We start from the raw sequence: 23,281 nt of genomic DNA, 5'->3' as shown, positions 1-23,281 counted from the left end.
TCTCATGCATCCCTGGCAATCCTATATCAAAGGTTTTCGCAGCTACCTTCAGTTGGAACGCTCGCTTTCCCTGAATACACTGGAAGCTTATGAGCATGATTTGGAAAAACTGGTGCAGTTTCTTGACTATAAAAAGAACACCGTAATGCCTGAACAGCTCAAACATGAGGTATTGCAGGAATTTATTGTATGGATAAATGAATTGGGAATGACGGCCCGAACGCAGGCCAGAGTTCTTTCAGGCGTAAAGGCTTTTTACAAATACCTGCTCATGGAAAATCTGGTACAGGACGACCCTACTGAACTCATCGAAGGACCTAAAATAGGACAAAAACTACCCGATTTCCTCACTGTAGAAGAAATAAACACTCTTTTGGAGGCTATTGATTTAAGCCAACCGGAAGGACAAAGAAACAAAGCACTATTGGAAACTTTGTATTCCTGTGGACTCCGGGTTTCAGAGCTTATTTCCTTAAAATTAAGTCAAACCTACTTTGATGCCGGTTTTGTAAAGGTTACCGGTAAAGGAAACAAAGAAAGAATTGTTCCTATTGGGAATTCAGCGATGAAGCAAATTTTGCTGTACAAAGACAATTACCGATGCCATCTGGACATCAAACCTGGACATGAGGATTTTATATTCTTAAACAGAAGAGGAAGAAAACTCACACGCGTCATGATCTTTACCATCATAAAAAATCTTGCTCTGAAATCGGGCATTCGAACTACTATTAGTCCGCATACCTTCCGGCATTCCTTCGCTACACATTTAATTGAAGGAGGGGCTGATTTAAGGGCGGTGCAGGAGATGTTAGGACATAGTAGTATTACCACAACGGAAATTTACACCCATTTGGATAAAGATTATCTACGCTCTGCAATTTTACAGTTCCACCCTCGCGGATAACCCTTCGTACAGCTTTTAACGCAATTAATCAGCATCGACCTGAACAGGAGTGTCCCACTGTTTTCAACATAAAACTTAAGGGTAACCTACTGATTTTCTATCCATTTCTTTGTTAAAGTCCGATACTGCTAAAAAATAATTCAGAGATTCCATCCGCCTTGTTTGGCGAGCACCACAATTCGAAGTATTTTTAACAAAACTTTAATGCGCTATGGCCTATCAGTTCAGCGATGCAACGGTTGTAAATATTATTGATGAAAATGAACGTGTGAAGAGGTACTTTATTAAAGTTCCGGATGAAGTCCCCTTTTCATTTAAAGCCGGTCAATTCATCATGCTCGACTTGCCCATTGCTTCCAAATACACCAATCGCAGTTATTCCATCGCTTCTCCGCCAAGTGATGATAATATTTTTGAATTATGCATTGTCCTTAACGACAAAGGACTCGGTACTCCATATATCTGGGAGCATTATCAAATAGGAACTACGGTAAAAATTTCAAAGGTGCTCGGTAAATTCCAGCTCCCTGAAACTATAGACAGAGATATTTGTTTCATTGGAACAGGGACAGGAGTCGCCCCGCTTCGGTCACAGATTCTGGATATACTGAACAAGGGAATTCCGCACAGAAACTTATATCTTGTATTTGGAAACAGATGGGAGAAAGACATTCTATACAGGAAGGAGATGGAAGGATTACAGGAAAAATTTCCCACTTTCAAATTTCTTCCTGTCTTATCCCGTGCAAATGAAGGATGGAAAGGATTGACAGGCTATGTTCACACAACTTACGAGGAAATCTTTAAAGATCACCGGTCGGCCTATTTTTACATTTGTGGATGGGCTGATATGCTTAAAGAGGCCAGACACCGGCTCGAAGTGATGGGCTATGACAGGAAATCGATTCGTTTTGAATCTTATGATTGAACCAAACATTTTCCAATTCTGCTTCATTTCATTCTCGTAAAAACCATTAAATAATTTACTACAGCAGGAACTAACATCGGAAAATGGTCAAAATTTTTAAGAAAAACGAAGCGTCTGAATTCGGGTTTGGTACAATAACCAATTCTTCCGGAAAAAGGATTCTCAATAAAGATGGTAGCGCCAATATTTTAAGATTGGGTGAGCCCAGATTCAATATCATCAATATTTATCATTCCCTCATTACGATGAGTTGGTGGAAATTTAACCTCCTGGTTTTCTTGTTTTATATAGCAACCAATACCCTCTTTAGTCTTATATATTATTTTATTGCACCAAACGGAATCGCCGGAATGATATATACAACGGAATGGGAACATTTCCTCGAAGTCTTTTTCTTCAGTGCGCAATCACTTACCACGGTTGGATACGGAAGACTTAATCCTATAGGCACCTTTACAAGCAGTATGGCGGCAATTGAGTCCATGATTGGTTTGCTGGGTTTCGCTCTTGCCACCGGACTCTTATACGGAAGATTTTCACGACCAACTGCTAAATTGATTTACAGTGACAATATTCTGATATCTCCCTACACACATGCAACGCTTTCATTGAATGCCCCTACTGCCTTAATGCTCCGAATTACCAATGCGCGTACCAATCAGCTCATCGAGGTAGAAGCGCTCCTGTTATTTGCTTACAATGAAGAATTCAATGGCAAAATATTCAGACGATTTCAACGGCTTAAACTTGAAGTGGAAAAGATTAATTTATTGGCCATGAGCTGGACGGTTGTTCATCCTATCAATGAAGAGAGTCCTTTAAAAGAACTTACAGCAAAGGACTACAAATCACTGGATGCGGAATTCATGGTCAATATAAAAGCCATTGATGATACTTATGTGCAACAGGTGTATTCACGCACTTCCTATAAATGGCAGGAGCTTATCCAAAATGCGAAATTCCATTCCATTATCTCCACTGCAGAAGATGGCAGAACGGCGCTTGATTTGCGAAATATATCCTCCTATGAAACTGTATGACTATTATGATTAAAAAACTCCTTGTTCTTATTTTAATACTTCACTACTCTCCCTCAATAGGGCAGGAATTAAAAAACAAAGAACAGTTATACAACTACGCTACTAAGCTTCAGGGGGAGAAAAAATGGAATGATGCCCTTACGATTTTCAAAAACTTATTGAAGTCTGACTCTTCGAATGTGGAGTATTTATGGCGGACTTCTTATATCTATTCTATTCTGGGCTTTGGACAATCCACTGAAGAAGCCCGCCAACAATGGTATCGCACAGGAGCTTATTTAGGCAAAAAAGCCATTACCCAACATCCCCAGCATGCCAATGCACACTATGCCTATGCAGTTGCTGTAGGAAGGATGAGTGAACATGCAGGAAATAAAACTAAAATCCAAAATGCAAAACTGATTAAATCCGAAGCAGAAACAGCCATAAAACTAGATCCAAAATTACCCGGCCCTTATCACATCCTCGGAAGATGGCATCGGGTGGTTGCCGGATTTAGCGGCTTCGAAAGGGCAATGATAAAAGCAATTTTTGGTGGTCTGGAAGGTGGTTCACATGAGGAATCCATTCTTAATTTTGAAAAAGCAATCCAACTCGAACCCTTGAATGCCATTCATTATATTGAAGCTGCAAATAGTTATATTGAGCGCAATGAAATCAACGATAAACAACAGGCAAAAAACTGGCTTCAAAAAGCATTGAACATTCCGATCCGTTCACCTGATGATGAGATGAATAAAAAGACATGTGAGGCGATGTTGAAAAAGTTGTGATACATTGATATACTTGGAGCTACGGTGGATATACGGTGGATATACGGTGGATATACGGTGGATATACGGTGGATATACGGTGGATATACGGTGGATATACGGTGGATATACGGTGGATATACGGTGGATATACGGTGGATATACGGTGGATATACGGTGGATATACGGTGGATATACGGTAGAGGTAGTTGGACTTCTTAGATGAACTTGCCCCAACCGTATATCTACTCCATCTCAACCGTATATCCACCGTATATCCACTTCATCTCAACCGTATATCTACTCCATCTCAACCGTATATCCACCGCATCTCAACAGTATATCAATGTATCTCAACAGTACCTCAACAACTACTTACCTTTTTTGAACCACTCGAAGGCTTCGGGAGCAAGGTTTTTAAAATAGACAACAGCTATATAAATACCGGAGACCAAGGTTCCTTTATACGCAATGTTTAACAAAGGATTTCCGGTAGATGGCAGGAACCAGCCTATGGCGAAGAGGAAAATGATCAGCAAAAGTAAAAGGGTGTTTTCTTTTTCGAAAGGTTGTAAATTGAAATGCTTTTTCACGAACCAAAACAATAATCCATTATAAAAAAATGATGCCAGGACTGTCGCCAGGGCGGCACCTATCATACCGAAGATGGGAATCAGTACAATTTGCAGAATCAACACGACTACTGCCAGCGAGATCAGAAACACCGCACCATAGCGATACTTCTCAGAGGTAAAAAGTACGGCAGCATTCAGTCCGGTAGCCATATTAAATAAACTGCCGGTACTCAGCAACATCACAATGGATGCACCTTGCTGATAACCTTCCGGTAAAAATGTGAGGAGGTCATAGATATTGAGGTTTACATTCAGGAACAAAAATCCGCCGATCATAAACATGTACAAGCTGGATTTATGATAAATGGATTTTATTTCCTCCATATTCTTCTCCTGCCAGGCGAACGCTATTTTAGAAGAGGCAATCCGGTCAAAAGCATTCAATGGGGCTTCGATGATCGTTGGAATAAATGCTGCAACGGTATAAATGCCAACGAAACTTAGCGGCATATACTGACCGATCATTATAGCATCAAAGTACTTCAGTCCGATAGAAGCCACACTTGCAAACCAAAGCAATAAACCATATCGAATGAGCGCACCAAATTTCTGCTGATGGAAATAGGCCCAGTCGATTTTAAATCCCGGCCTGTCGAATTGAAAGATATAGACCAACAATCCCAACAATTGCAACGCATATATCGCGGTAAAAGCGAAAATAAACTGGTCCAGATTGAGCCATTTGATATAATAGAGACTTACGACCACGATGGTCAGCAACCTGACAATAACATCGTTCAGGTAGGTTGGGATTGTACTTTTAAAATTCGATGAACAGTAAATACTCAACACGGAAATGATAGAAATTATAAAAGTAAGCGGGAAGACATAATAGAAAAACTCATTAAACAGTGGGGATTCGGCGGCATAGCGCGACATAATAAAATCCTTAAAGAGAAGAAGAACGCCGGCAGCAAGGATAAAACCTGCAAGCGGAAACAAAAGCATAAAGCCAAAATAGCCATGATGCCTCTTCTCCGTATTCTTAAACATCGGAAAAAAGCGGGTAGTGGCATTACCAATACCCATCGGAACAAACATGGCCACCAGCAAAGCGAAAGAATAAAGCACTCTTGTCAAGCCCAGCTCCTCTTTCGAAAGAAAATTAGGCTGAATAATAATAAGATTGACAAACCCTATCACAAACCCGATATAGGTGGCGATGGTATTTTTAATGCCCTGACGTTTGATTACGCCCATAGATTCACCTTCAATTTAAAACATCCATTTTTTATACCATTGCAAAAAGATAAATACAAACCATAATCGCTCGAAATCATGTAATTTGTCATTCAAATAATCCTTCTTCAGTTCCAGAACAAGTTCGCTATTCAACAAATCCTGTTCCTTCAAAAACTTAACATCAACTATTTCCTCAAACAACTCCCGCAACTCATTCTTCAACCAATTTTTAACAGGAATTCCAAATCCCATTTTAGGACGAATCATCATTTCTTTGGGAATATATTTATGCACAATATCCTTCAGCAGCCGCTTAGATACTCCCTCATTCAATTTATATGTAGAAGGCAATACAGCTAACCACTCCACCAGGCGATGATCTAAGAAGGGCTCCCTTCCTTCCAGACTTGCAGACATCGTAGCCCGATCCACTTTTTGAAGTATATCATCTACAAGATAGGTTTTATACTCGACAGCCAGAATTTTATTGAGGACATCCTTACTTTCGTTAAGACCCCTATCATCATTAAATGGCAAGTGAGAAAAAACAGCCTTCCCTTTTACAAGCCTGTTAATTTCCTTTTCCGTATACGTTTGATTTACGATATGAAACTTTTCCAATGGTCCCTTAGCTCCAAGATAGGCACGCAACTTCTCCGGTATATCGGCCTTTGAAATTGAAGGAGTATTTAGCCTAGATAAACTCAATACTCCCGCACCAACCTGATTAAAAACATTCGGATACCCATCAGTTTTGAAAGGTAGTGAACTATTTTCTGATGACGAGGATATCCTGCAAAAAGTTCATCGCCTGCATCTGCTGATAAAGCTACTGTAACGTGCTTCCGGGCTATACGACTAACAAGAGTAGTTGGGATCGCTGAAGAATCACCAAAAGGCTCATCATAAATTTCAGGAATATCCGGTAAGATATCCATTGCTTCCTTCGTGGTACAAAAGTATTCATGATGGTTGGTTCCCAAATGCCGGGCTACTATTTTAGCATGTGGACTTTCATCAAACGCCTTATCATCAAAACCAATAGTGAAGGTATTCAGATTAGTAACATTTTTAGAAAGAATAGCAGCAACAGCAGAACTATCATAACCACCGCTAAGAAATACACCAACGGGTACATCAGCTACCATTCTGTAATTAAAGGCTGAACTGAGAAGATTTTCAGTTTCAGTCAACGCTTCCTCGTATGAAATTTTAATTTGTGGCAGATTGTAACCATCAAATACGTCCCAGTACTTAACAGCATTGAAACTTCTCTTTCCAATATCAATTTCGATATAATATCCGGGTGCAACTTTAAAGGTCTGTTCAAAAATGGTTTCCGGTGCAGGAATATTTCCATTAAGAAAGTATGTTTTTAGAGCTGATCTGTTAATCACCTTTTTAAATGAAGGGTGCTTATGGAATGCTTTAAGTTCAGAAGCAAATAGAATTCCCTTATCATATTGATGATAGAATAACGGCTTTACTCCTGCTCTATCTCTGATTAGAAACAATTTGCCTTTTGCTTTATCCACAAGGACAATCGCAAACATTCCTATAAACTTATCAATGGACTTCACTCCATAATAAATGTAGCTCTGCAATACCACTTCCGTATCCGAACTTGAAACAAACTTACATCCTTTCGCCTCAAGATCCAGCCTAAGTTCCTGATAATTATAAATCTCCCCATTCAGCATGATGACGACATTACCATCAGGACTGAACATAGGTTGATGACCGGCGGGACTTAAATCTATGATAGAAAGTCGTCGAAATCCTAAGCCAATACTAGCATTGCCATGGTTTAGAAACTCATACCCCTGATCATCAGGCCCTCTATGTACAAGGGTATCAGCCATAGCTTTTACAATGGAAAGGTCATAATGACCCTCAAAATCAATAAATCCGGCAAATCCACACATATTATTCACAAAACTAAGAAAAGCAGCAAATCATAGAATTTGGTAATTTCATGGCCTCGATATGTCGAATCTACTGCCCTATTACTCACCAAAAACCGGAGAACAACTGTATCTTAACGGTGATCAATTAATTAGTAACACAGGAGAGCATTTTCCGTTGATCAATGGAATTCCCCGATTTGTACCGGAAGACAACTATGCCTCTGCTTTTGGACTTCAATGGAAAAATTTTGCCAAGACACAACTGGACAGTTTTAGCCGAACGGATATCACCCAAAGCAGATTAGAACGATGCTTAGGATTTCCTATTTCGGAGTTAAAAGGGAAAACGCTTCTTGAAGTCGGAGCCGGAGCAGGAAGGTTTACGGAGTTGCTCGTTAAAGGAGGAGCATTGGTTCACTCTGTTGATCTAAGTGTTGCTGTAGAAGTAAATAAAGAAAACATTGGAGAAGCCGCCAATTACACCATTGCTCAAGCAAGTGTTTATGAGCTACCGTACACGAACAATCTATTTGACATTGTAGTTTGTCTTGGTGTAATACAGCATACTCCTGATCCTGAAAAAACAATTCGTTGTCTTTGGGAAAAGTCAAACCCGGAGGACTATTGGTTATTGATCATTACAAGTGGCGAATTGGCTATTACTCTACACTGACGCCCATCTACAGGTCGATTTTAAAGGAAATGAAGCCGGTAAAATCTAAAAAGATCGTTGATACTATTGTCAACTTCTTCTTCCCACTTCATTGGAAATTCAAAGACAAACCTGTCTTCAACTGGCTATTGCATCGTATTTCCCCTTTAATAGTTTACATGAAACAATATCCGGAACAAAACAGAGATTTCCATTACGAGTGGAGTAAACTCGATACCTACGATCAGTTGACGGATTATTATAAGCACCTTCGTACCCCTGAACAAATCAGAAAGACACTTGAAAAACTTCAGGCCAAAAACATTTGGATCAATGAAGATGGGAATGGGGTTGAAGCCAGGGGGGTAAAATGAATAGTGAATCTTCAAATAAAACAATTGACAAAGCGGGAGAAGCTTACTGGACAGATTTTTGGGCAAACACTTCACTTCCAAAAGCTGTAAGCATTCAATCTGGAAATTTAGAAGATTATGCATTCAGAAAATTGCATGATTTCTACTCGAAATTATTTTTTAACCTGAGTCCTACAACTAAATCACTTATTGAAATAGGGTGTGGTAATTCGGTATACTTGTCCTACTTCGCGAAACAATTCGGTTTTAAAGTGTCAGGACTTGATTACTCAGAATATGGTTGTGCACAAACGAAGAAAATTCTTGAGCGAGATGGTGTAAAGGGAGATATTCATTTTGGTGATTTGTTTAATCCTCCCGGGGAGCTTTTATATCAATACGATGTAGTGTGCTCCTTTGGAGTGGTAGAGCATTTCAATAACACGGTTGATGTACTGGATAAAATTGGAGCATTCCTTAAACCGGGCGGTATTCTAATTACCACTATTCCTAATTTGACCGGAGTAACCGGCTATTTACAAAAGTGGATGAACAAACCTGTTTACGATATCCATAAAGTAATGGGATTAAAAGATATTGAACACTATATCAAAGAAGCAGGTTTTGAAATAATCCAGTCAGAAAGAATTATTCCTGTTTCATTTGGCGTTACTTTGGATGAAATTGATAATAAAAAAGTAAAGTTTTTAAAGCTGAAGAAATATATCCTTAAAGGATTTCAATTGATCGGAAAAGCCTTTTGGCTGATTGACGACCGAATAGTTCATCTACCCAAGAATGAAATATTTTGCGCCGGCATGATTGTCGCTGCACGCAAACCGGAGTTAAAGAATTAGCATTGACATGAGGATAATTCATACTTACTTTTATGCCTCTTCTTTCATTCTAAAAGATAAACAGCTATTTGAGTCCATTGCAACAGTTAAAAATAATTACTTCAACCTGGCTCAAAAGTATCTCTTACCTTTCAATTTTATAAAACAGTTACTGTTTCTCTTGTTTTATGGTTGGAGAACAGATCTTTTTATATGTCAATTCTCAGGCTACCATAGCTTCTTACCCTGCCTATTTGCAAGGGTTACCGGAAAAAAATCAATTATCATCTCCGGCGGTACAGATTGTGTTTCCTTCCCCGGGATTCGCTACGGAAACTTTTATCGGCCTGTATTGAAAACCTTTACCAAATGGTCTTATCAATTATGTAGTCATCTTGCCCCTAAGCATGAGACGCTCTATTTTACCAAATATGATTATGATGAAAAGGAACCTGCAGAGCAAGGTATAAAAGCCTTCATTAAAGGACTTAATACACCATACACTGCTATTCCGAATGGTTACGATCCTGAACAATGGCCATTGCTTCATAAAGAAAGAAAACCAAGGAGCTTTATTACACTTTCCGGAAGCTTTGAATATCCATTCCAGGTGGCGCTGAAAGGCATTGATTTGATTCTTGAGGTGGCAGCACTTTTTCCCGATTGTACTTTTACCATTGCCGGTGTTCCCGAATGGAAAAAATTAGACATTAAATCGAACAATGTGATGGTGTTGCCACCCATCCGTCATAAAGATTTGCCGGAGCTATTTAATGAGTATGAATATTACATGCAATTATCCATGGCTGAGGGCTTCCCAAATGCATTGTGTGAAGCAATGCTTTGCGGATGTACGCCGATTGTTTCGAACGTTTTTTCGATGCCGGAAATAATAGGTGAATGCGGATATATTCTTAAAAAAAGAAATTTTTCTGATTTACAGAACTTAATAAATGAAATTAAAGGAAGAGAGCCTGTTAGTAGAAAATCGATAAGGGGAATAATAGAAAAAAAATACACGTACAACGAACGAAAAAATAAGTTTCAGCAAATTTTAAAACAAATGACAACTCCCAATCCTTTGTGAAATTAGTTTTTATATATTAATCGATTCAAAACAAAGTCTTTTTTTGAAACCTGCAGAATATATATCCCGTCTGCAAAACCACTTAAATCAACAGTAATTTGCTTAAAAGGGAATTCGTGATTTAATATTTTACGGCTATCTATAGCAAACAATTTAAATCCCGTCAATTCATTTTCAGATTCAATAACCAATGACTGTTGTACCGGATTGGGAAACATCTTCAAATCCCCAAACAAGTCAACTTCAACATTTCCAGACAAAATCGAATTCAAACATGCGGAGGTATCCACACATCCATTCCAATTAATAATGACTGAGAAATTGCCATTAAATGGTAAAACAAAAGATTGATTTACTGCACCGGGAATAGGGGCTAACGAATTAATAGTGCATTCACACCACTGATAAATTGCCCCGGCTTGATTCGAGGTAAAAGTACCGGGAATAATTGTAAGACTAGTGTCAACCATATTAACCTGTAAATTAGAAATAACAATACTATCGCAAAATGCAACTGACACTAAAGTATCAATGTAAATACCACCTGTTATATATGCAGTCGAACCAACATATAAGGTATCTCCATCGCATATATTTACGCTTTGAAGAAAAAGATTTTGTGGAATGATAGATAAATTCGTTTCAATGACAGAGTCACAACCTAAACTATTGAGCAGTGTATCGTAATATGTTCCAGCCAGAGTATAAGTATTGCCATTAACTGTATAAGAAGAGCCAGCACAAATGGTCACATTATTTACAATAGAAAATGTATTGAAAAAAGTAAGTGTCGTGACAATTACACTATCACATCCATTGACATCTGTAAAACGACTATAATGGATGGTATCAGAAGTACCAACTGACCCATCCGGAAAAACATAAATACTTCCAACACATGCACTGTCAAAATGGTGTTCCATTATCGTATCCGTTAAAGTTACAGCAAATAAAGAAGATGTTAATGAAAAGCAATCATTTGAAATCACAACGGAAATCTGTCCACCGGAATCCTGCGGAACAAGAATAATCGTATTAGTTGAATAACCTATTTCTTGCCAACCCAACGGAATATTCCAATTATATTCAGTTGCTCCGGCAACAGGTGGCACTGAATAAATCATTGTATCCCCTTCACAAACGATGCTCGCACCTGAAATTGCTCCGACCGAAGTAAGACTATCGCAACTATAAAACCCATACTTTGCAAAAAATGCATCTGTAATCCCCATGCAAACTGTACTCGTTGATGCACCACTATCCGGATCAAAATCAGTCACTCCACCATAAAAACCTGATATAAAGAATTGAGAGTTGTTAGTAGCAATGACAGTACGAATATTTTCAACTCCAATACTTGAAACCGGGAACACCTCTATCAAATAGCCCGATGAGTCGATAAAAGAGACATATATATCTCGATCACCGGCAGCAGACAAAGAAATGGAATTGCCCCCCCCATTAAAAACACTTGTGGATCTAAACAATCCAGTTGCAACTATTCTATAGTTATCATCAATAGAAATATCCATACCTACATCAGCACCTGTACTACCGGATTGCTCCACCCATAAATAGGTTCCAAGGGTGTCATATTGAGCAATGAAAACATCCATATCCCCAAATGAAGTTTTCATATCCACTCCGGATCCCGGATCAAAATCTATGCTTTGTGAAAACACACCGGTTAAATACACTTTATCTCTGTAAATTTCAATACCAAATGCTGCATCAAAACCAACACTTCCTGTTCCGGTCACCCACTGCAATGCTCCGGCAGTATCAAACTTGCATAAAAAAATATCTGAATTTCCAACAGCAGTCATTAAATTTTGAGTAACACCGCCATCGAAATCTGTTATACCTGAATAATAACCTGCACAATAGACTCCGCCTCTTCCATCTAATTGAAGTGCACCCACATCATCACTTCCAACTCCTCCAAATGTATTCACCCAAATTAACACTCCGTTCGAATCAAATTTTGCCACGTAGCAATCGTCCAAACCAAAACTTGTTCGGGAAATAGTAAGCATAGTATCCGGATTAAAATCAACGGTACTTTGAAAACTGCCCGCCAGATAAATACAATTTAGTTCATCAACAACCACGTCCTCTGCATCATCATATATATTTCCTCCAAATGTTTTAACCCAAAGCATCAATCCCTGTGGTGAAAACTTTGCAAAAAACACATCTCGGCTACCGGCGCTACTGGCAATATAAAATGAGGGGTTTGGATCAAAGTCCACAGTACCACTAAATCTTCCGATCATGACTACATTATTGGATGAATCAATAGCTAATGACGAACCTTCATCCTGCAATGAACCTCCCATTCCAAATCCTCATAAATAACTTCCATTAGAATCATACTTCGTTAAGAAAATATCTCTGTTTCCAAAGCCATTTGCCAAATCAACTCCGGCACCGGGATCCAAATCTACCTGACCGGAATACCAACCTAAAACATAAATATCATTATTCTGATCAACCACAAGGTCATAAATTCCATCGTCTCCTCCCCCTCCAAAATGCTTTTCAAATATTAAATTTTGCGCCCACGCAACATCAAGGCGAAAAAAATATCCTGTGACAAGTAAAATAAATAAAAGTGGTTGCTTTCTCATGAGACATTCTAAGTAAAAGTAAAGGTAAATGAAAAAAAGGACTTTTTCAAACTTTAAACCTTGAACCTTAAACCTTAAACATTAAACATTAAACATTGAACATTAAACTTCAAACTCCCCCACCCATCCACCACCTCAAAACCGCTACCCGCCAAACGAGATTGGCATTGCTGTTATCTCCCTTTTTGAAGGCATCAATGAGTGATTGTACTTTTGCCTTGTTCAGGAAGCTGATGTCTCCAAATTGCTGGTCAAGCAAGAACGATAATGGTCCTCGGAGCCACTTGACTTCGCCAGGTGTCACAAAGCCTTTCTTGTCTTTTCTGTCGGTGATGGGATCGGGCAGGATGCCCCGCAAGGCTTCTCTCAATACACGCTTGGTGGCCCCTTTGTGAATTTTTGCTTCGTCGGGTAAGGAGAAGATGAATTCTACCAAACGGTGATCCAGGAAGGGTACACGCGACTCAATGGAAAAGGCCATGGAATTACGATCTTCAAATTGCAATAGTGTGGGCAAGCTGCTGTTGAAGGTGAGATGGTACAAGAAGTTGTTCAACCTGCTCCCTCCGAATTTTTCGAGTGCAAAGGGAATGGTATCCTGCTTTGCTAAAAATGGATAATAATGTTTGTATTCTAACTCATAGAGTGACTGCTCACTTTTCCATCCTGCAAGCATGCTTTTAAAAAGCAGATTTGATTTTTTTGAGAGCGAATAGTTTTGCAATGAAGCATGCGCATTCAGTTCAGCAATTCCTTTTAAGGGCTCCATCGATGAAAAACAACCTCCGATCAACCGGTAAAAAGAATGCAGGTATCCCCCCGCTATTTCATCCGATCCCTGTCCATCCAACACGACCTTAATGCCATTCTTAGCAGCCAGTTGCATCAGGAAGTATTGTGAAATGGGAGAAGAACCTACTACAGGTACATCTGCATGATAGAGTGCCTTTTCAAAATTACTACTGATATCATCATCGGTGGGCGTAAAATAAAAGGGTTCGAATTGCGGATATTTTTTCAGCACTTCTTTGACCCAAGGGCGCTCATCTACATCATTCTTCCCCTCGTAATAAATGGTAAATGTTTTAAAGGCCGCTGCCGGAAATTCTTCACCAATTACCGAAGCAATGGCAGAACTATCCAGACCACCGCTCAAACATCCTCCTACTTCCACATCACTGCGCATGTGCAGACGCACACTGTCGATAAAACCTGCTCTGAACCGGGATATAGTTTCCTCCCAATTCATTCGATTCTGCCTGGACGGATCTATATTCCAATAGGAATGAATATCTACTTGTTGTCCTGCTTTAAATATTAGATTATGCGCAGCAGGCAATGCTTTTAAACAGGAATAATATGTTTCATCGTGATACGTATTCCAGCCTAACTGTAGCCCTCTTAATACTTGCGATTCATTGATCTCCTTTTTAAAACATGGACTCTTAAACAACGCTTTGTATTCCGATCCAAAATAAAATTTATCCCCTTCCAAAATGTAAAAAAAAGGTTTGATGCCAAATCGGTCACGGGAACAGAATAACAATTTCTGTTTACTGTCCCATAAAGCGAAAGCCCACATCCCAACAAAATACTGAACACAATCTTTGCCATACTTCTCATAGGTAGCCATAATTACTTCTGTGTCCGACTGCGTATGAAAAACCACACCTTCTGCTTCCAGTGTTTTACGTATCTCCCTATAGTTATAGACTTCTCCGTTGTAAACAATATAATTCCCATTCCTGATCATGGGTTGATTCCCGTCCTCACTCAAATCAATTATCGATAACCGGTTATGCCCGAGTGCCACCGCATCTTCAAAATATTTCCCACGCGCATCAGGTCCGCGGTGAGCAATCGCATGAAGCATGCTCTCCAGCAGAGGTGCTCTATCTGAGTTTTTTAAAGTAGGGTCGATGAATCCGGCTATTCCACACATATCATTCTATAATATTTCTGCACCCAGTAAATGCGCAACCTGACGGGCAAGTGCTGAACGACGATAATCCAATATTTTTTCATTACCTGAATAAATATTCCCACCACTCTTCCAGGTATTAATATGATCGGAAAGGAAATCCAACATTTTTGTTGTTCGGAGCGTTCCAGCATCACTCCTGCTGCACATTCATTCAAGATGGCAGCCGCATCTCCATCCGCCGGACCAATTCCCAATATCGGATTACGTGCACCTAAGTATTCAAATAATTTTCCTGTTAAAATTCCTTTCGCCCCTTCACTGTCAGGAATCACCAGCAAGAGCATATTCGCTTCCTGCATATAGCGCACCGCCGCTGCATGCGACACATGTCCGATCCATTCACAATGTGCTTCCACTCCTGCATCCATGGCCATTTTACGGATAGAGACGGGCGCATTACCTACAAATCTGAATTTAATGGTTGAATCAGCAAATTGACGAATGATAGTACTTAACACATTAAAAAACACTTCCGGTTTATAAATATCTGCCATCGTTCCTACATATGTAATTACGAATTGACCCGGAACACTTACAATCTTTTCTTTGAAATCATCTTCATCATATCCATTGGGTATTACATGAATTTTTTGTTCAGAGATGGAATCAGACTTTAAGAGAAAGCTTCTCTTAATGGCATCACTTACTACGAGAATAATATTAGCCTGCTCCAGTACATTTCGTTCGAACTGCGCATCTTTATGGGCGGCAAGTGGAGTGTGTAATAAATCTTTATAATAATAAATATCGGTCCAGGGGTCGCGTAAATCAGCTATCCAACAAAGATTGGGATAGGTTTTCCGAAGTTCTAAACCGATCAATTGAGAGGAATGCGGAGGACTGGAAATATACACACAAGTAATTCCTTCCTCTTTGATAATTTTTTTTGCAGCATTTACCGCATAGGAAACCCACCCTACTCTTGCATCAGGAATAAAAAAATTCCCCCTGATCCATCTCAGTGCCTTTTGAGTCAACGATTCCTTATTCGCATTGGCAAAACCACCGTAAGGGACATTCTTCTTCCCTGCAATTGACGATAGAATATTTAACGGTTCGAAACTGTTAGTGGTAATCACTTTCACTCCCTTTGGCACATCGCTGAGCAACGACTCATCTACTACCGGATAACTTGCTTTGGAAGGATCAACAGTGAGAACCACAGGCAATAGACCGAAATTCAAAAAGTACTTTACAAACTTCAAGGTGCGTTGTACGCCTGCTCCTCCACTGGGAGGCCAGTAGTACGTAATCACCAGCACCTTCTCCAATACCATTGTGGCTATCTCTTTTTCTTGATCTCTACGAAAGAAATTCCGGCGAACAGCAAGAGTAAGATGATAGAACCTGCGAGAGAAATTTTCTCTCCTGTTACAAATGCTTCCGGTTCAAACTTGAACTCCACTTTATGTTTCCCCGCAGGAACGGACATCGCTCTCAATACATAATTCGCACGTACATGTGGAACCGGCTTGCCATCAAGGTAGGCATTCCAACCGGCCGGATAATGGATTTCAGAAAACACGATCAGATTCGTCTTACTTCCCTCCACTTCGTAGGCAAGGTAATTGGGTTCTACTCTTCCATCCTTACTGATCAGCTTCACAACGGCTGTAGAGTCTGATCCTTTCACCGCATCTTTTATTTCGGCACTATAACGGGTATCTATTACCGCCATAGTGCGTGTATCCATACTATCCAGCAATTTCATCTCTTCATCCGCATTCTGCACCACTTTCCAGTCACTAACCACCCATGCTGCTCCCAGTGCACCGGGATTCATTTGTGCCATCGGTGACTGATCCCGGGGATTACGTACTATGAAGTACTTCGCATTGAGCATATTCAACACATTCATATTTCCCTTGCTGATCTGATACTCGACCAACTCCTGATAACGCTTCAGCTTTGCTCCGTGATATCCTCCAATGGAACGATGGTAATAAGAAGTGCTGGCGTCATTGAACGTACTCACTGAAGTGTTCATCACCCGGAAATACCCCTTGTCACTCAAAATCTGCTGATCAGCAGCCGACATGGTGAAGGGTTGTTCTGCCTTCGCTTTAGAGGCAAAATGTCCGTCGTTGAGAAAGCGCTTATCAACTCCCCACATATCAATCAGTATCAAAAGAGAAAGTACAGGCAATACCACTGTTAATTTAATTTTAGATTGAAGAAATGCATACAACATTCCAAAAGCAACGGCTATAAAGAATAGCGATCTGAAAGCATCCATGCGCAACATCGACTCACGATCCGCTTTTAGTGCAACCAGGAGCCAATCGTATTGCTTCAGTTGCTCATCCGAATCACCGGAGAAGTCACAAAATAATCCGGGAAGAAGAACAAATAATAAACAAAGTCCTCCACTGATATAAAAAGCATAGAGCAATGATTTTTTCAATTTAACTTTATCCAGACTGCCGTCCGAAAACTTCGACAATCCCAACATGCCGGCCAAAGGAATCATGAAGGAGGTAATGACGAGTGCCATTGCGACAGAACGAAATTTATTATAGGCGGGAAAGTGATCGAAGAATATATCGGTGAGTGGCAGGAAATGTCGACCCCAGGAAAGCATCATGAATAAGACTGCTCCAGTCACCATCCACCATCTCATTGGTCCCTTAAGGAGAAATATCGAAAGTACGAAGAGAAAGAAAGGAATCGCACCATTATACACAGGACCGGAAGTCATGGGCTGATCACCCCAATATAACGGTGCCTGCTTAACGAAAGAACGTGCTTGTGCATCACCGGCTTGACTAGCAATGGCCTTATAGCTTTCCGACTTATTGTCCAGTTCATACATGGAAGAACCACCTGCAAATCCCGGAATAACCAGTGTCATCGATTCTAATTTACCATAACTCCATCCCAATGCATAATCTTTATCCAAACCCGTACTCACTTTTTTCTCTGTTAACTCTGACTGACTCCGCGTGGAGTATTTCCCGTATTCATACGTCAGCCATAGATTAGTTATATTCGGTAAAACGGCCAATCCGGCTGCAAACAACAACGCAACACTGGCTTTAAAGAATCCTGGAATCGCTTTCTCCTGTATCGCTCTTACCAACTCAAACACGATGAGTAAACCTATCGTGATGGCTACATAGTAAGTTATCTGAAGGTGATTGGAATAAATCTGTAAGGACAAAGCGAGTGAAGTAATGGCTGCACCTAATAACCAACGGTCACGGTAAGCCATTAGCACTCCGGCAAAGATGAGCGGGATCAAGGCAATGGCATGCACCTTGGTATTATGTCCGGCATGTATGGACACGAACTGGAAAGAACAAAAGGCATAAGCGATAGCACCTGCTATGCCTATCCGATAATCGGACTTGAGTGTAATCATCAATAAATAAAAAGAAAGCATCCCCAGGAACAATAAATTCGCCGGACCGGGTAATCCCAACCAAAGTACTTTATTCACATACTGTATGAGATTGGATGCATAGACAACCGAAATCTGGTAAGCCGGCATTCCACTGAACATGGTACTGATCCAAAGCGGTTCCTTTCCATAAGCTTCCCTATAATCGGAAATCTCCTTAGAACTACCCAACCATTGTGCAATATCTCCCTGTTCCAGCGCCTTTCCTGAAAGCACAGGGGAGAAATACATCACTGAAATGACTAAGAATAGACCAATGGCTATGAGATGTGGCTGTAATACTTTCAATAAGGATGGCTTCATATTCATTTACTTGCTTTAAATTTTACCTTCTTTTTCAAGAGGATGAAAATAGCGATTAATTTGTAAATCGCTTTTCATATGTTCAGATTTGATGGTTGCAAAGTGCTCTTGGCTGCCGGCTGCCGGCTACCTGCTTTTTTTTGGATAGCAGCTAATATAGATGGTTGCAAAGTGCTCCTGGCTTCCGGCTTCCAGCTGCCAGCTACCGGCTTTTATGGGAACGCAGCAAATATAGGTTGACCGGTAAATGCAAATGCGAAAAATGAAGTGTTAATAGTAAATAAGCAACAAAAAAATAGTAATTAGTACCGGTAGTTAATATTCTAACAACGATGGGTTACCATCTATATATTACGTTCTTTTTGCAGCGTGGAAAGATCAATTGAAAGATGATTTCGAAAGCAAGTAGACTACTCTCAGCCGGTAGCCGGTAGCCGGTAGCCGGTAGCCAAAAGCTGGCAGCCGGAAGCTGGTAGCCGGTAGCAAAATTAGTCTTTCACCTCTTCGTAATCCACATACTCTCCCTGACTATCGCGAAAGGATTTTTTCTTTGGAGATTCAGCATCAGTATTCACCTTTGTTTGCTGTTGAGAATTAAATCCTGTTTGCCGCTGTTGCATCTTGTTCATCTCCTTAAACAGCTTTTTGGAAATGGCCGACATGATGAAAAAGAAGATATACCTACGGAACACCCCGAAGACAATAAAGATGATGAGTAAAATGAAGAAGAAGTCTGCCATGGCTTTCTAAATAAATCTTCGTTTGAGTCCCGAAAATATTTTAACGCGAGAGATATAAATTTCTTTCACTGTATACCTGCTGGAAGAAATCATCCTGCAGATCATCAATGAAATAAATGGCCTCGCCTGTTGATTTCATCTCGGGTCCGAGCTCCTTGTTTACATCCCTGAATTTTTCAAATGAAAACACAGGAATCTTAATTGCATATCCTTCTTTGCGGGGATTGAAAGTAAAATCTTTCACCTTCATTTCGCCAAGCATCATCTTGGTGGCATAATTCACATAGGGCTCATCATAGGCCTTGGCAATAAACGGGACGGTACGGGATGCTCTCGGGTTGCCCTCTATCACATAAACCACTTCCTCCTTTATCGCAAACTGAATATTGATCAATCCTTTTACATGCATAGCCAATGCGATCTTCCTGGTGATGTCTTCTATCTGTTTGATAACATGATCACTCAAATCAAAAGGTGGTAACACGGCATTGCTGTCGCCGGAGTGAATACCGGCCGGCTCAATATGCTCCATGATGCCGATGATATAGGCGTCTTCTCCGTCACAAATGGCATCCGCTTCCGCTTCAATGGCTTTTTCGAGAAAATGATCCAACAATACCTTATTGCCGGGAATATCTTTCAGAATATTGACCACATGTGTTTCCAGTTCCTGTTCATTGATCACAATCTTCATGCTTTGTCCACCGAGTACGTAAGATGGACGAACAAGAAGCGGGAAGCCCAAATCTTTTGATAACTCTACCGCCTGATCAGCATCTTCTATCACCCCAAACTTAGGATAAGGAATGCCGAGATCTTTCAGGAGATTGGAGAAGGAACCACGATCTTCAGCGAGATCCAGAGAAGCAAAACTGGTACCGATGATATTGATACCATACTTATCCAGCTTTTCTGCAAGTTTCAAAGCTGTTTGTCCTCCCAATTGCACAATCACTCCCACCGGTTTTTCATGCAGAATGATATCATAAATATGTTCCCAGAAAACAGGTTCGAAGTACAGCTTATCGGCAATATCAAAATCGGTAGAAACCGTTTCCGGATTGCAATTGATCATGATGGTTTCATAGCCGCATTCTTTCGCAGCCAACACACCATGAACGCAACTATAATCAAACTCTATACCCTGCCCTATTCTATTGGGACCTGATCCCAGGATGATTACTTTCTTTTTATCGGAAGCAATGGATTCATTTTCGGTCTCAAAAGTGGAATAATAATAGGGAGTTTTCGCTTCAAATTCGGCAGCACAGGTGTCAACGAGTTTGTACACTCTGTGGATACCCATGTCCTTTCGTTTGCTATGTACCTGACTCTCGAGGCAACGCAACAGATGAGCTACCTGTCGGTCGGCATAACCCTTTTGCTTTGCTTCCAGCATTAAATCACGGGAGATCGTATCGAGGGTATTCTTTTCAATTTCCTTTTCGAGCTCTACCAACTCTTCGATCTGATTTAAAAACCAGGAATCGATGCGCGTGAGTTTCTGGATAGTTTTAAAAGGAATTCCCATCTTGAAAGCATCGTAAATATGAAAGAGTCTGTTCCAGCTGGGATTTTTCAAACTCGATAGAATAGCTTCCTGATTGGTTAGTTCTTTTCCATCTGCACCAAGTCCGTTCCTCTTTATCTCCAATGACTGACAGGCCTTCTGCAGCGCTTCCTGGAAACTTCTGCCTATACCCATCGCTTCTCCAACAGACTTCATCTGCAGCCCTAAATGACGATCTGTTCCTTTGAACTTATCGAAATTCCAACGAGGTACTTTAACGATGACATAGTCGATAGTGGGTTCGAAGAAAGCAGAAGTCGTCTTGGTAATTTGGTTCTGCAATTCATCCAGGTTATAACCGATGGCCAACTTCGCAGCAATTTTCGCTATAGGATATCCGGTGGCTTTGGAGGCCAGTGCAGATGATCGGGATACACGCGGATTAATCTCGATGACGATGATTTCATTTTCATCATTCGGATTCACAGAAAACTGAATATTACATCCACCGGCAAATTGTCCGATACCATTCATGCACTTTATGGCCAGATCACGCAGTTGCTGATAGGTACGATCACTCAACGTCATAGCAGGAGCAACAGTGATAGAATCTCCGGTATGAATGCCCATCGGATCAAAATTTTCGATCGAACAAATGATGATGACGTTTCCGATACTATCTCTCAACAGCTCCAGCTCAAACTCCTTCCATCCCATGATACTCTGTTCAATGAGAACTTCATGTACCGGACTTGCATGCAAGCCAAAATTCAGAGCAGCATCAAAATCATCCTTTGTTTCTACAAATCCTCCACCGGTTCCACCGAGTGTAAAAGAAGGACGAATGACCAATGGGAAACCGATCTCCTGTGCAATTTCTTTTCCATCAAGAAAAGAGGTAGCTGTTCTGCCCTTACACACTTTTGCGCCTAATTCAAGCATGCGCAAGCGAAAACGTTCCCGATCTTCTGTCGTCTTAATCGCATCAATATCTACTCCGATAATTCGAACGTTGTATTTATCCCATAACCCTGCTTTCTGACAGTCGATGCAAAGGTTTAATGCAGTTTGTCCACCCATAGTTGGCAGTACTGCATCAATCTTATGCTTCTGAAGAATTTCACTGATCGACTTCTTTGTTAATGGCTTGAGGTAAATATGATCAGCAGTCACTTTATCCGTCATGATAGTTGCCGGATTCGAATTGATCAATACCACTTCAATCCCTTCTTCCTTCAACGAGCGTGAAGCCTGACTTCCTGAATAATCAAATTCACAAGCCTGACCAATGATGATCGGGCCACTTCCAATGATGAGAACGGTTTTTATAGAATGATCGCGAGGCATCTGCTTTTATCTTTATTAAAGGGTGAATAAATGTATGAGGAGTAATCCTGCATTACTCTAAGGTAAATATCTGAAAATGAAGTAAATAACTTTAAAAGGGGGATTAAAAAGTACTGATCACCGACTCTTGACAATGTCATTTTACCTCGTCCGTTTTAGGGTAGCACAAATGTAGGGAATCAGAGGGAGATGGGGTTAGTTGTTAATAATTAATGAAAGCTATTCTTAGTACGCTAATTTTGTAACGATGGAGAATTCTTCCGCTTACCAATTTCTAAAAAGCAGTGAATTCACCCTTCCTTATCGTGAATATGGTCATGGTCCCGAATTGCTCATTGCCTTTCATGGTTTCGGGAGAAGTGGTGAAGATTTTCAACCACTGGAGATTTTCCTGAAAGACCGGTACACGATCATCGCTTTTGACTTTTTCTATCATGGACCTCATGCACAGGAAAGTCGTAAAAAAATGCCGGTGTTTACTCCAAGACATATGGCTGAAATGATTGAAAAACTCCTTTGGGAAAGGAAAAAGTCAGGTGTTCGCTCATCGGGTATAGCCAGGGGGGAAGGATTATTCTGGGACTTGTACATCAATTACCACATCGTATTTATGAGCTCTTTATTTTGGCGCCGGATGGTATGAAGAAAAACCGGATGAGGTCCTTTGTTGGGAGAACGTATGCAGGAAGAATGATAGGGAGGTATGTTGTAAAAAACCCGGGGTTACTGTTTACGTTCATCCGTTTCTTTCGTCGTATTGGCCTCATCAATTCGAAGGTGGAGCAATTCTATCTCTTAAATACACATTCGGAAAAGGACCGGTACCGCATTTATCATACCTGGCTGGCTTTATGCAAATACATGCCGAACATTGCTTTGGTACATCATTATTTTGCGAGCAGACCGATCAGGGTAGAATTTCTTTTCGGAAAATACGATACCATCATTCCTTTACAATCCGGTATACGTTTTACTAAAAAAATGAGTGGAAATATAAACATTCACATCCTTGAGTGTGGACATGATATACTACAGCAGAAGAAGGAAATAGCTGAGATTATATTGAAAACCGTTAAAAGTGATTGACA

The 23,281-nt window shown here is 40.4% G+C and carries 22 protein-coding genes; 12 read left to right on the top strand and 10 right to left on the bottom strand.

The window, feature by feature from the left end; translation table 11 throughout:
• Positions 1–4: 4 nt before the first annotated feature.
• The 5 genes from xerD (at position 5) to IPJ86_10820 (ending at position 3,853) form a co-directional block, all read left to right on the top strand.
• Entirely contained in the window at positions 5–907 is a 903-nt protein-coding gene (gene xerD / locus IPJ86_10840; GenBank protein MBK7887760.1) for a site-specific tyrosine recombinase XerD, read from the top strand.
• A gap of 211 nt (positions 908–1,118) precedes the next feature.
• Positions 1,119–1,835 (top strand): oxidoreductase, encoded by a 717-nt coding sequence (locus IPJ86_10835; GenBank protein ID MBK7887759.1) that lies wholly within the window; start codon positions 1,119–1,121, stop codon positions 1,833–1,835.
• An 83-nt stretch (positions 1,836–1,918) separates the two neighbouring features.
• Positions 1,919–2,875: an ion transporter gene (locus IPJ86_10830; GenBank protein MBK7887758.1), complete on the top strand. Its 957-nt coding sequence runs from the start codon at positions 1,919–1,921 to the stop codon at positions 2,873–2,875.
• A gap of 5 nt (positions 2,876–2,880) precedes the next feature.
• Entirely contained in the window at positions 2,881–3,648 is a 768-nt protein-coding gene (locus tag IPJ86_10825; GenBank protein ID MBK7887757.1) for a hypothetical protein, read from the top strand.
• A 4-nt stretch (positions 3,649–3,652) separates the two neighbouring features.
• On the top strand, positions 3,653–3,853 hold the full coding sequence (locus IPJ86_10820) for a hypothetical protein (protein MBK7887756.1): 201 nt from the start codon (positions 3,653–3,655) through the stop codon (positions 3,851–3,853).
• Positions 3,854–3,998: 145 nt separating this feature from the next.
• Here the strand turns inward: IPJ86_10820 and IPJ86_10815 are convergent, their stop codons facing one another.
• Genes IPJ86_10815 through asnB (IPJ86_10805) form a run of 3 tightly spaced genes read right to left on the bottom strand, consistent with a single transcriptional unit; the run spans position 3,999 to position 7,369 of the window.
• Positions 3,999–5,462, bottom strand: coding sequence for a polysaccharide biosynthesis C-terminal domain-containing protein (locus IPJ86_10815; GenBank protein ID MBK7887755.1), 1,464 nt, complete (start codon positions 5,460–5,462; stop codon positions 3,999–4,001).
• Positions 5,463–5,477: 15 nt separating this feature from the next.
• Positions 5,478–6,236 carry an asparagine synthase C-terminal domain-containing protein gene (locus IPJ86_10810; GenBank protein MBK7887754.1) on the bottom strand — a complete coding sequence of 253 codons (759 nt, stop codon included), beginning with the start codon at positions 6,234–6,236 and terminating at the stop codon, positions 5,478–5,480.
• The gene (asnB, locus tag IPJ86_10805) at positions 6,149–7,369 is read right to left on the bottom strand and encodes an asparagine synthase (glutamine-hydrolyzing) (protein MBK7887753.1); all 1,221 of its coding nucleotides are present in this window, start codon (positions 7,367–7,369) and stop codon (positions 6,149–6,151) included. The genes IPJ86_10810 and asnB (IPJ86_10805) overlap by 88 nt, the downstream gene beginning before the upstream one ends.
• A 61-nt stretch (positions 7,370–7,430) precedes the next feature.
• Between asnB (IPJ86_10805) and IPJ86_10800 the strand changes: the two genes are divergently transcribed.
• Genes IPJ86_10800 through IPJ86_10785 form a run of 4 tightly spaced genes read left to right on the top strand, consistent with a single transcriptional unit; the run spans position 7,431 to position 10,279 of the window.
• Positions 7,431–8,024, top strand: coding sequence for a class I SAM-dependent methyltransferase (locus tag IPJ86_10800; protein MBK7887752.1), 594 nt, complete (start codon positions 7,431–7,433; stop codon positions 8,022–8,024).
• Positions 7,949–8,377: a hypothetical protein gene (locus IPJ86_10795; protein MBK7887751.1), complete on the top strand. Its 429-nt coding sequence runs from the start codon at positions 7,949–7,951 to the stop codon at positions 8,375–8,377. The genes IPJ86_10800 and IPJ86_10795 overlap by 76 nt, the downstream gene beginning before the upstream one ends.
• Positions 8,374–9,213, top strand: a complete 840-nt coding sequence (locus tag IPJ86_10790; GenBank protein MBK7887750.1) for a class I SAM-dependent methyltransferase — start codon at positions 8,374–8,376, stop codon at positions 9,211–9,213. Before IPJ86_10795 ends, IPJ86_10790 begins: the two co-directional genes overlap by 4 nt.
• Positions 9,214–9,220: 7 nt before the next feature.
• Positions 9,221–10,279: a glycosyltransferase family 4 protein gene (locus tag IPJ86_10785; protein ID MBK7887749.1), complete on the top strand. Its 1,059-nt coding sequence runs from the start codon at positions 9,221–9,223 to the stop codon at positions 10,277–10,279.
• A 2-nt stretch (positions 10,280–10,281) separates the two neighbouring features.
• On the opposite strand, the gene IPJ86_10780 is transcribed toward IPJ86_10785, so the two are convergent.
• The 5 genes from IPJ86_10780 to IPJ86_10760 all read right to left on the bottom strand — a co-directional run bounded on the left by IPJ86_10780 (position 10,282) and on the right by IPJ86_10760 (position 18,596).
• Entirely contained in the window at positions 10,282–12,618 is a 2,337-nt protein-coding gene (locus IPJ86_10780; protein MBK7887748.1) for a hypothetical protein, read from the bottom strand.
• A gap of 9 nt (positions 12,619–12,627) precedes the next feature.
• A complete protein-coding gene (locus IPJ86_10775) occupies positions 12,628–12,909 on the bottom strand; it encodes a hypothetical protein (protein ID MBK7887747.1) in 282 nt (93 codons plus the stop codon).
• Between the two features lie 109 nt (positions 12,910–13,018).
• Entirely contained in the window at positions 13,019–14,851 is a 1,833-nt protein-coding gene (gene asnB / locus IPJ86_10770) for an asparagine synthase (glutamine-hydrolyzing) (protein ID MBK7887746.1), read from the bottom strand.
• Positions 14,839–16,170 carry a glycosyltransferase gene (locus tag IPJ86_10765; GenBank protein ID MBK7887745.1) on the bottom strand — a complete coding sequence of 444 codons (1,332 nt, stop codon included), beginning with the start codon at positions 16,168–16,170 and terminating at the stop codon, positions 14,839–14,841. The genes asnB (IPJ86_10770) and IPJ86_10765 overlap by 13 nt, the downstream gene beginning before the upstream one ends.
• Positions 16,171–16,175: 5 nt before the next feature.
• Positions 16,176–18,596, bottom strand: coding sequence for a YfhO family protein (locus IPJ86_10760; protein ID MBK7887744.1), 2,421 nt, complete (start codon positions 18,594–18,596; stop codon positions 16,176–16,178).
• 78 nt (positions 18,597–18,674) lie between these two features.
• Here IPJ86_10760 and IPJ86_10755 point away from each other — a divergent pair, with 78 nt between their 5' ends.
• Positions 18,675–18,836, top strand: a complete 162-nt coding sequence (locus IPJ86_10755) for a hypothetical protein (protein ID MBK7887743.1) — start codon at positions 18,675–18,677, stop codon at positions 18,834–18,836.
• 248 nt (positions 18,837–19,084) lie between these two features.
• Here IPJ86_10755 and IPJ86_10750 read toward each other — a convergent pair whose 3' ends face one another.
• Positions 19,085–19,336, bottom strand: a complete 252-nt coding sequence (locus tag IPJ86_10750; protein MBK7887742.1) for a DUF4834 family protein — start codon at positions 19,334–19,336, stop codon at positions 19,085–19,087.
• Between the two features lie 40 nt (positions 19,337–19,376).
• Positions 19,377–22,193 carry a carbamoyl-phosphate synthase large subunit gene (gene carB, locus IPJ86_10745; protein MBK7887741.1) on the bottom strand — a complete coding sequence of 939 codons (2,817 nt, stop codon included), beginning with the start codon at positions 22,191–22,193 and terminating at the stop codon, positions 19,377–19,379.
• Positions 22,194–22,440: 247 nt separating this feature from the next.
• Here carB and IPJ86_10740 point away from each other — a divergent pair, with 247 nt between their 5' ends.
• Positions 22,441–22,836 carry an alpha/beta hydrolase gene (locus IPJ86_10740; protein ID MBK7887740.1) on the top strand — a complete coding sequence of 132 codons (396 nt, stop codon included), beginning with the start codon at positions 22,441–22,443 and terminating at the stop codon, positions 22,834–22,836.
• Complete coding sequence (locus IPJ86_10735) at positions 22,833–23,279, top strand: hypothetical protein (protein MBK7887739.1); 447 nt, start codon at positions 22,833–22,835, stop codon at positions 23,277–23,279. Before IPJ86_10740 ends, IPJ86_10735 begins: the two co-directional genes overlap by 4 nt.
• Positions 23,280–23,281 lie beyond the last annotated feature (2 nt).

It is taken from the genome of Bacteroidota bacterium (genome assembly GCA_016713925.1).
GTDB lineage: Bacteria > Bacteroidota > Bacteroidia > AKYH767-A > OLB10 > JAJTFW01.
The sequence above is the reverse complement of the archived record's forward strand: the minus strand, read 5'-3'. Positions and strand labels throughout refer to the sequence as shown.

Bases quoted from the DNA above. Each gene is read 5' to 3' on its own strand.
- xerD (MBK7887760.1), top strand. From the start codon at position 5: ATGCATCCCTGGCAATCCTATATCAAAGGTTTTCGCAGCTACCTTCAG.
- IPJ86_10835 (MBK7887759.1), top strand. From the start codon at position 1,119: ATGGCCTATCAGTTCAGCGATGCAACGGTTGTAAATATTATTGATGAA.
- IPJ86_10830 (MBK7887758.1), top strand. From the start codon at position 1,919: ATGGTCAAAATTTTTAAGAAAAACGAAGCGTCTGAATTCGGGTTTGGT.
- IPJ86_10825 (MBK7887757.1), top strand. From the start codon at position 2,881: ATGATTAAAAAACTCCTTGTTCTTATTTTAATACTTCACTACTCTCCC.
- IPJ86_10815 (MBK7887755.1), bottom strand. From the start codon at position 5,462: ATGGGCGTAATCAAACGTCAGGGCATTAAAAATACCATCGCCACCTAT.
- asnB (MBK7887753.1), bottom strand. From the start codon at position 7,369: ATGTGTGGATTTGCCGGATTTATTGATTTTGAGGGTCATTATGACCTT.
- IPJ86_10800 (MBK7887752.1), top strand. From the start codon at position 7,431: ATGTCGAATCTACTGCCCTATTACTCACCAAAAACCGGAGAACAACTG.
- IPJ86_10790 (MBK7887750.1), top strand. From the start codon at position 8,374: ATGAATAGTGAATCTTCAAATAAAACAATTGACAAAGCGGGAGAAGCT.
- IPJ86_10785 (MBK7887749.1), top strand. From the start codon at position 9,221: ATGAGGATAATTCATACTTACTTTTATGCCTCTTCTTTCATTCTAAAA.
- IPJ86_10780 (MBK7887748.1), bottom strand. From the start codon at position 12,618: ATGGGAGGTTCATTGCAGGATGAAGGTTCGTCATTAGCTATTGATTCA.
- IPJ86_10775 (MBK7887747.1), bottom strand. From the start codon at position 12,909: ATGAGAAAGCAACCACTTTTATTTATTTTACTTGTCACAGGATATTTT.
- asnB (MBK7887746.1), bottom strand. From the start codon at position 14,851: ATGTGTGGAATAGCCGGATTCATCGACCCTACTTTAAAAAACTCAGAT.
- IPJ86_10765 (MBK7887745.1), bottom strand. From the start codon at position 16,170: ATGGTATTGGAGAAGGTGCTGGTGATTACGTACTACTGGCCTCCCAGT.
- IPJ86_10760 (MBK7887744.1), bottom strand. From the start codon at position 18,596: ATGAAGCCATCCTTATTGAAAGTATTACAGCCACATCTCATAGCCATT.
- IPJ86_10755 (MBK7887743.1), top strand. From the start codon at position 18,675: ATGTTCAGATTTGATGGTTGCAAAGTGCTCTTGGCTGCCGGCTGCCGG.
- IPJ86_10750 (MBK7887742.1), bottom strand. From the start codon at position 19,336: ATGGCAGACTTCTTCTTCATTTTACTCATCATCTTTATTGTCTTCGGG.
- carB (MBK7887741.1), bottom strand. From the start codon at position 22,193: ATGCCTCGCGATCATTCTATAAAAACCGTTCTCATCATTGGAAGTGGC.
- IPJ86_10740 (MBK7887740.1), top strand. From the start codon at position 22,441: ATGGAGAATTCTTCCGCTTACCAATTTCTAAAAAGCAGTGAATTCACC.
- IPJ86_10735 (MBK7887739.1), top strand. From the start codon at position 22,833: ATGAAGAAAAACCGGATGAGGTCCTTTGTTGGGAGAACGTATGCAGGA.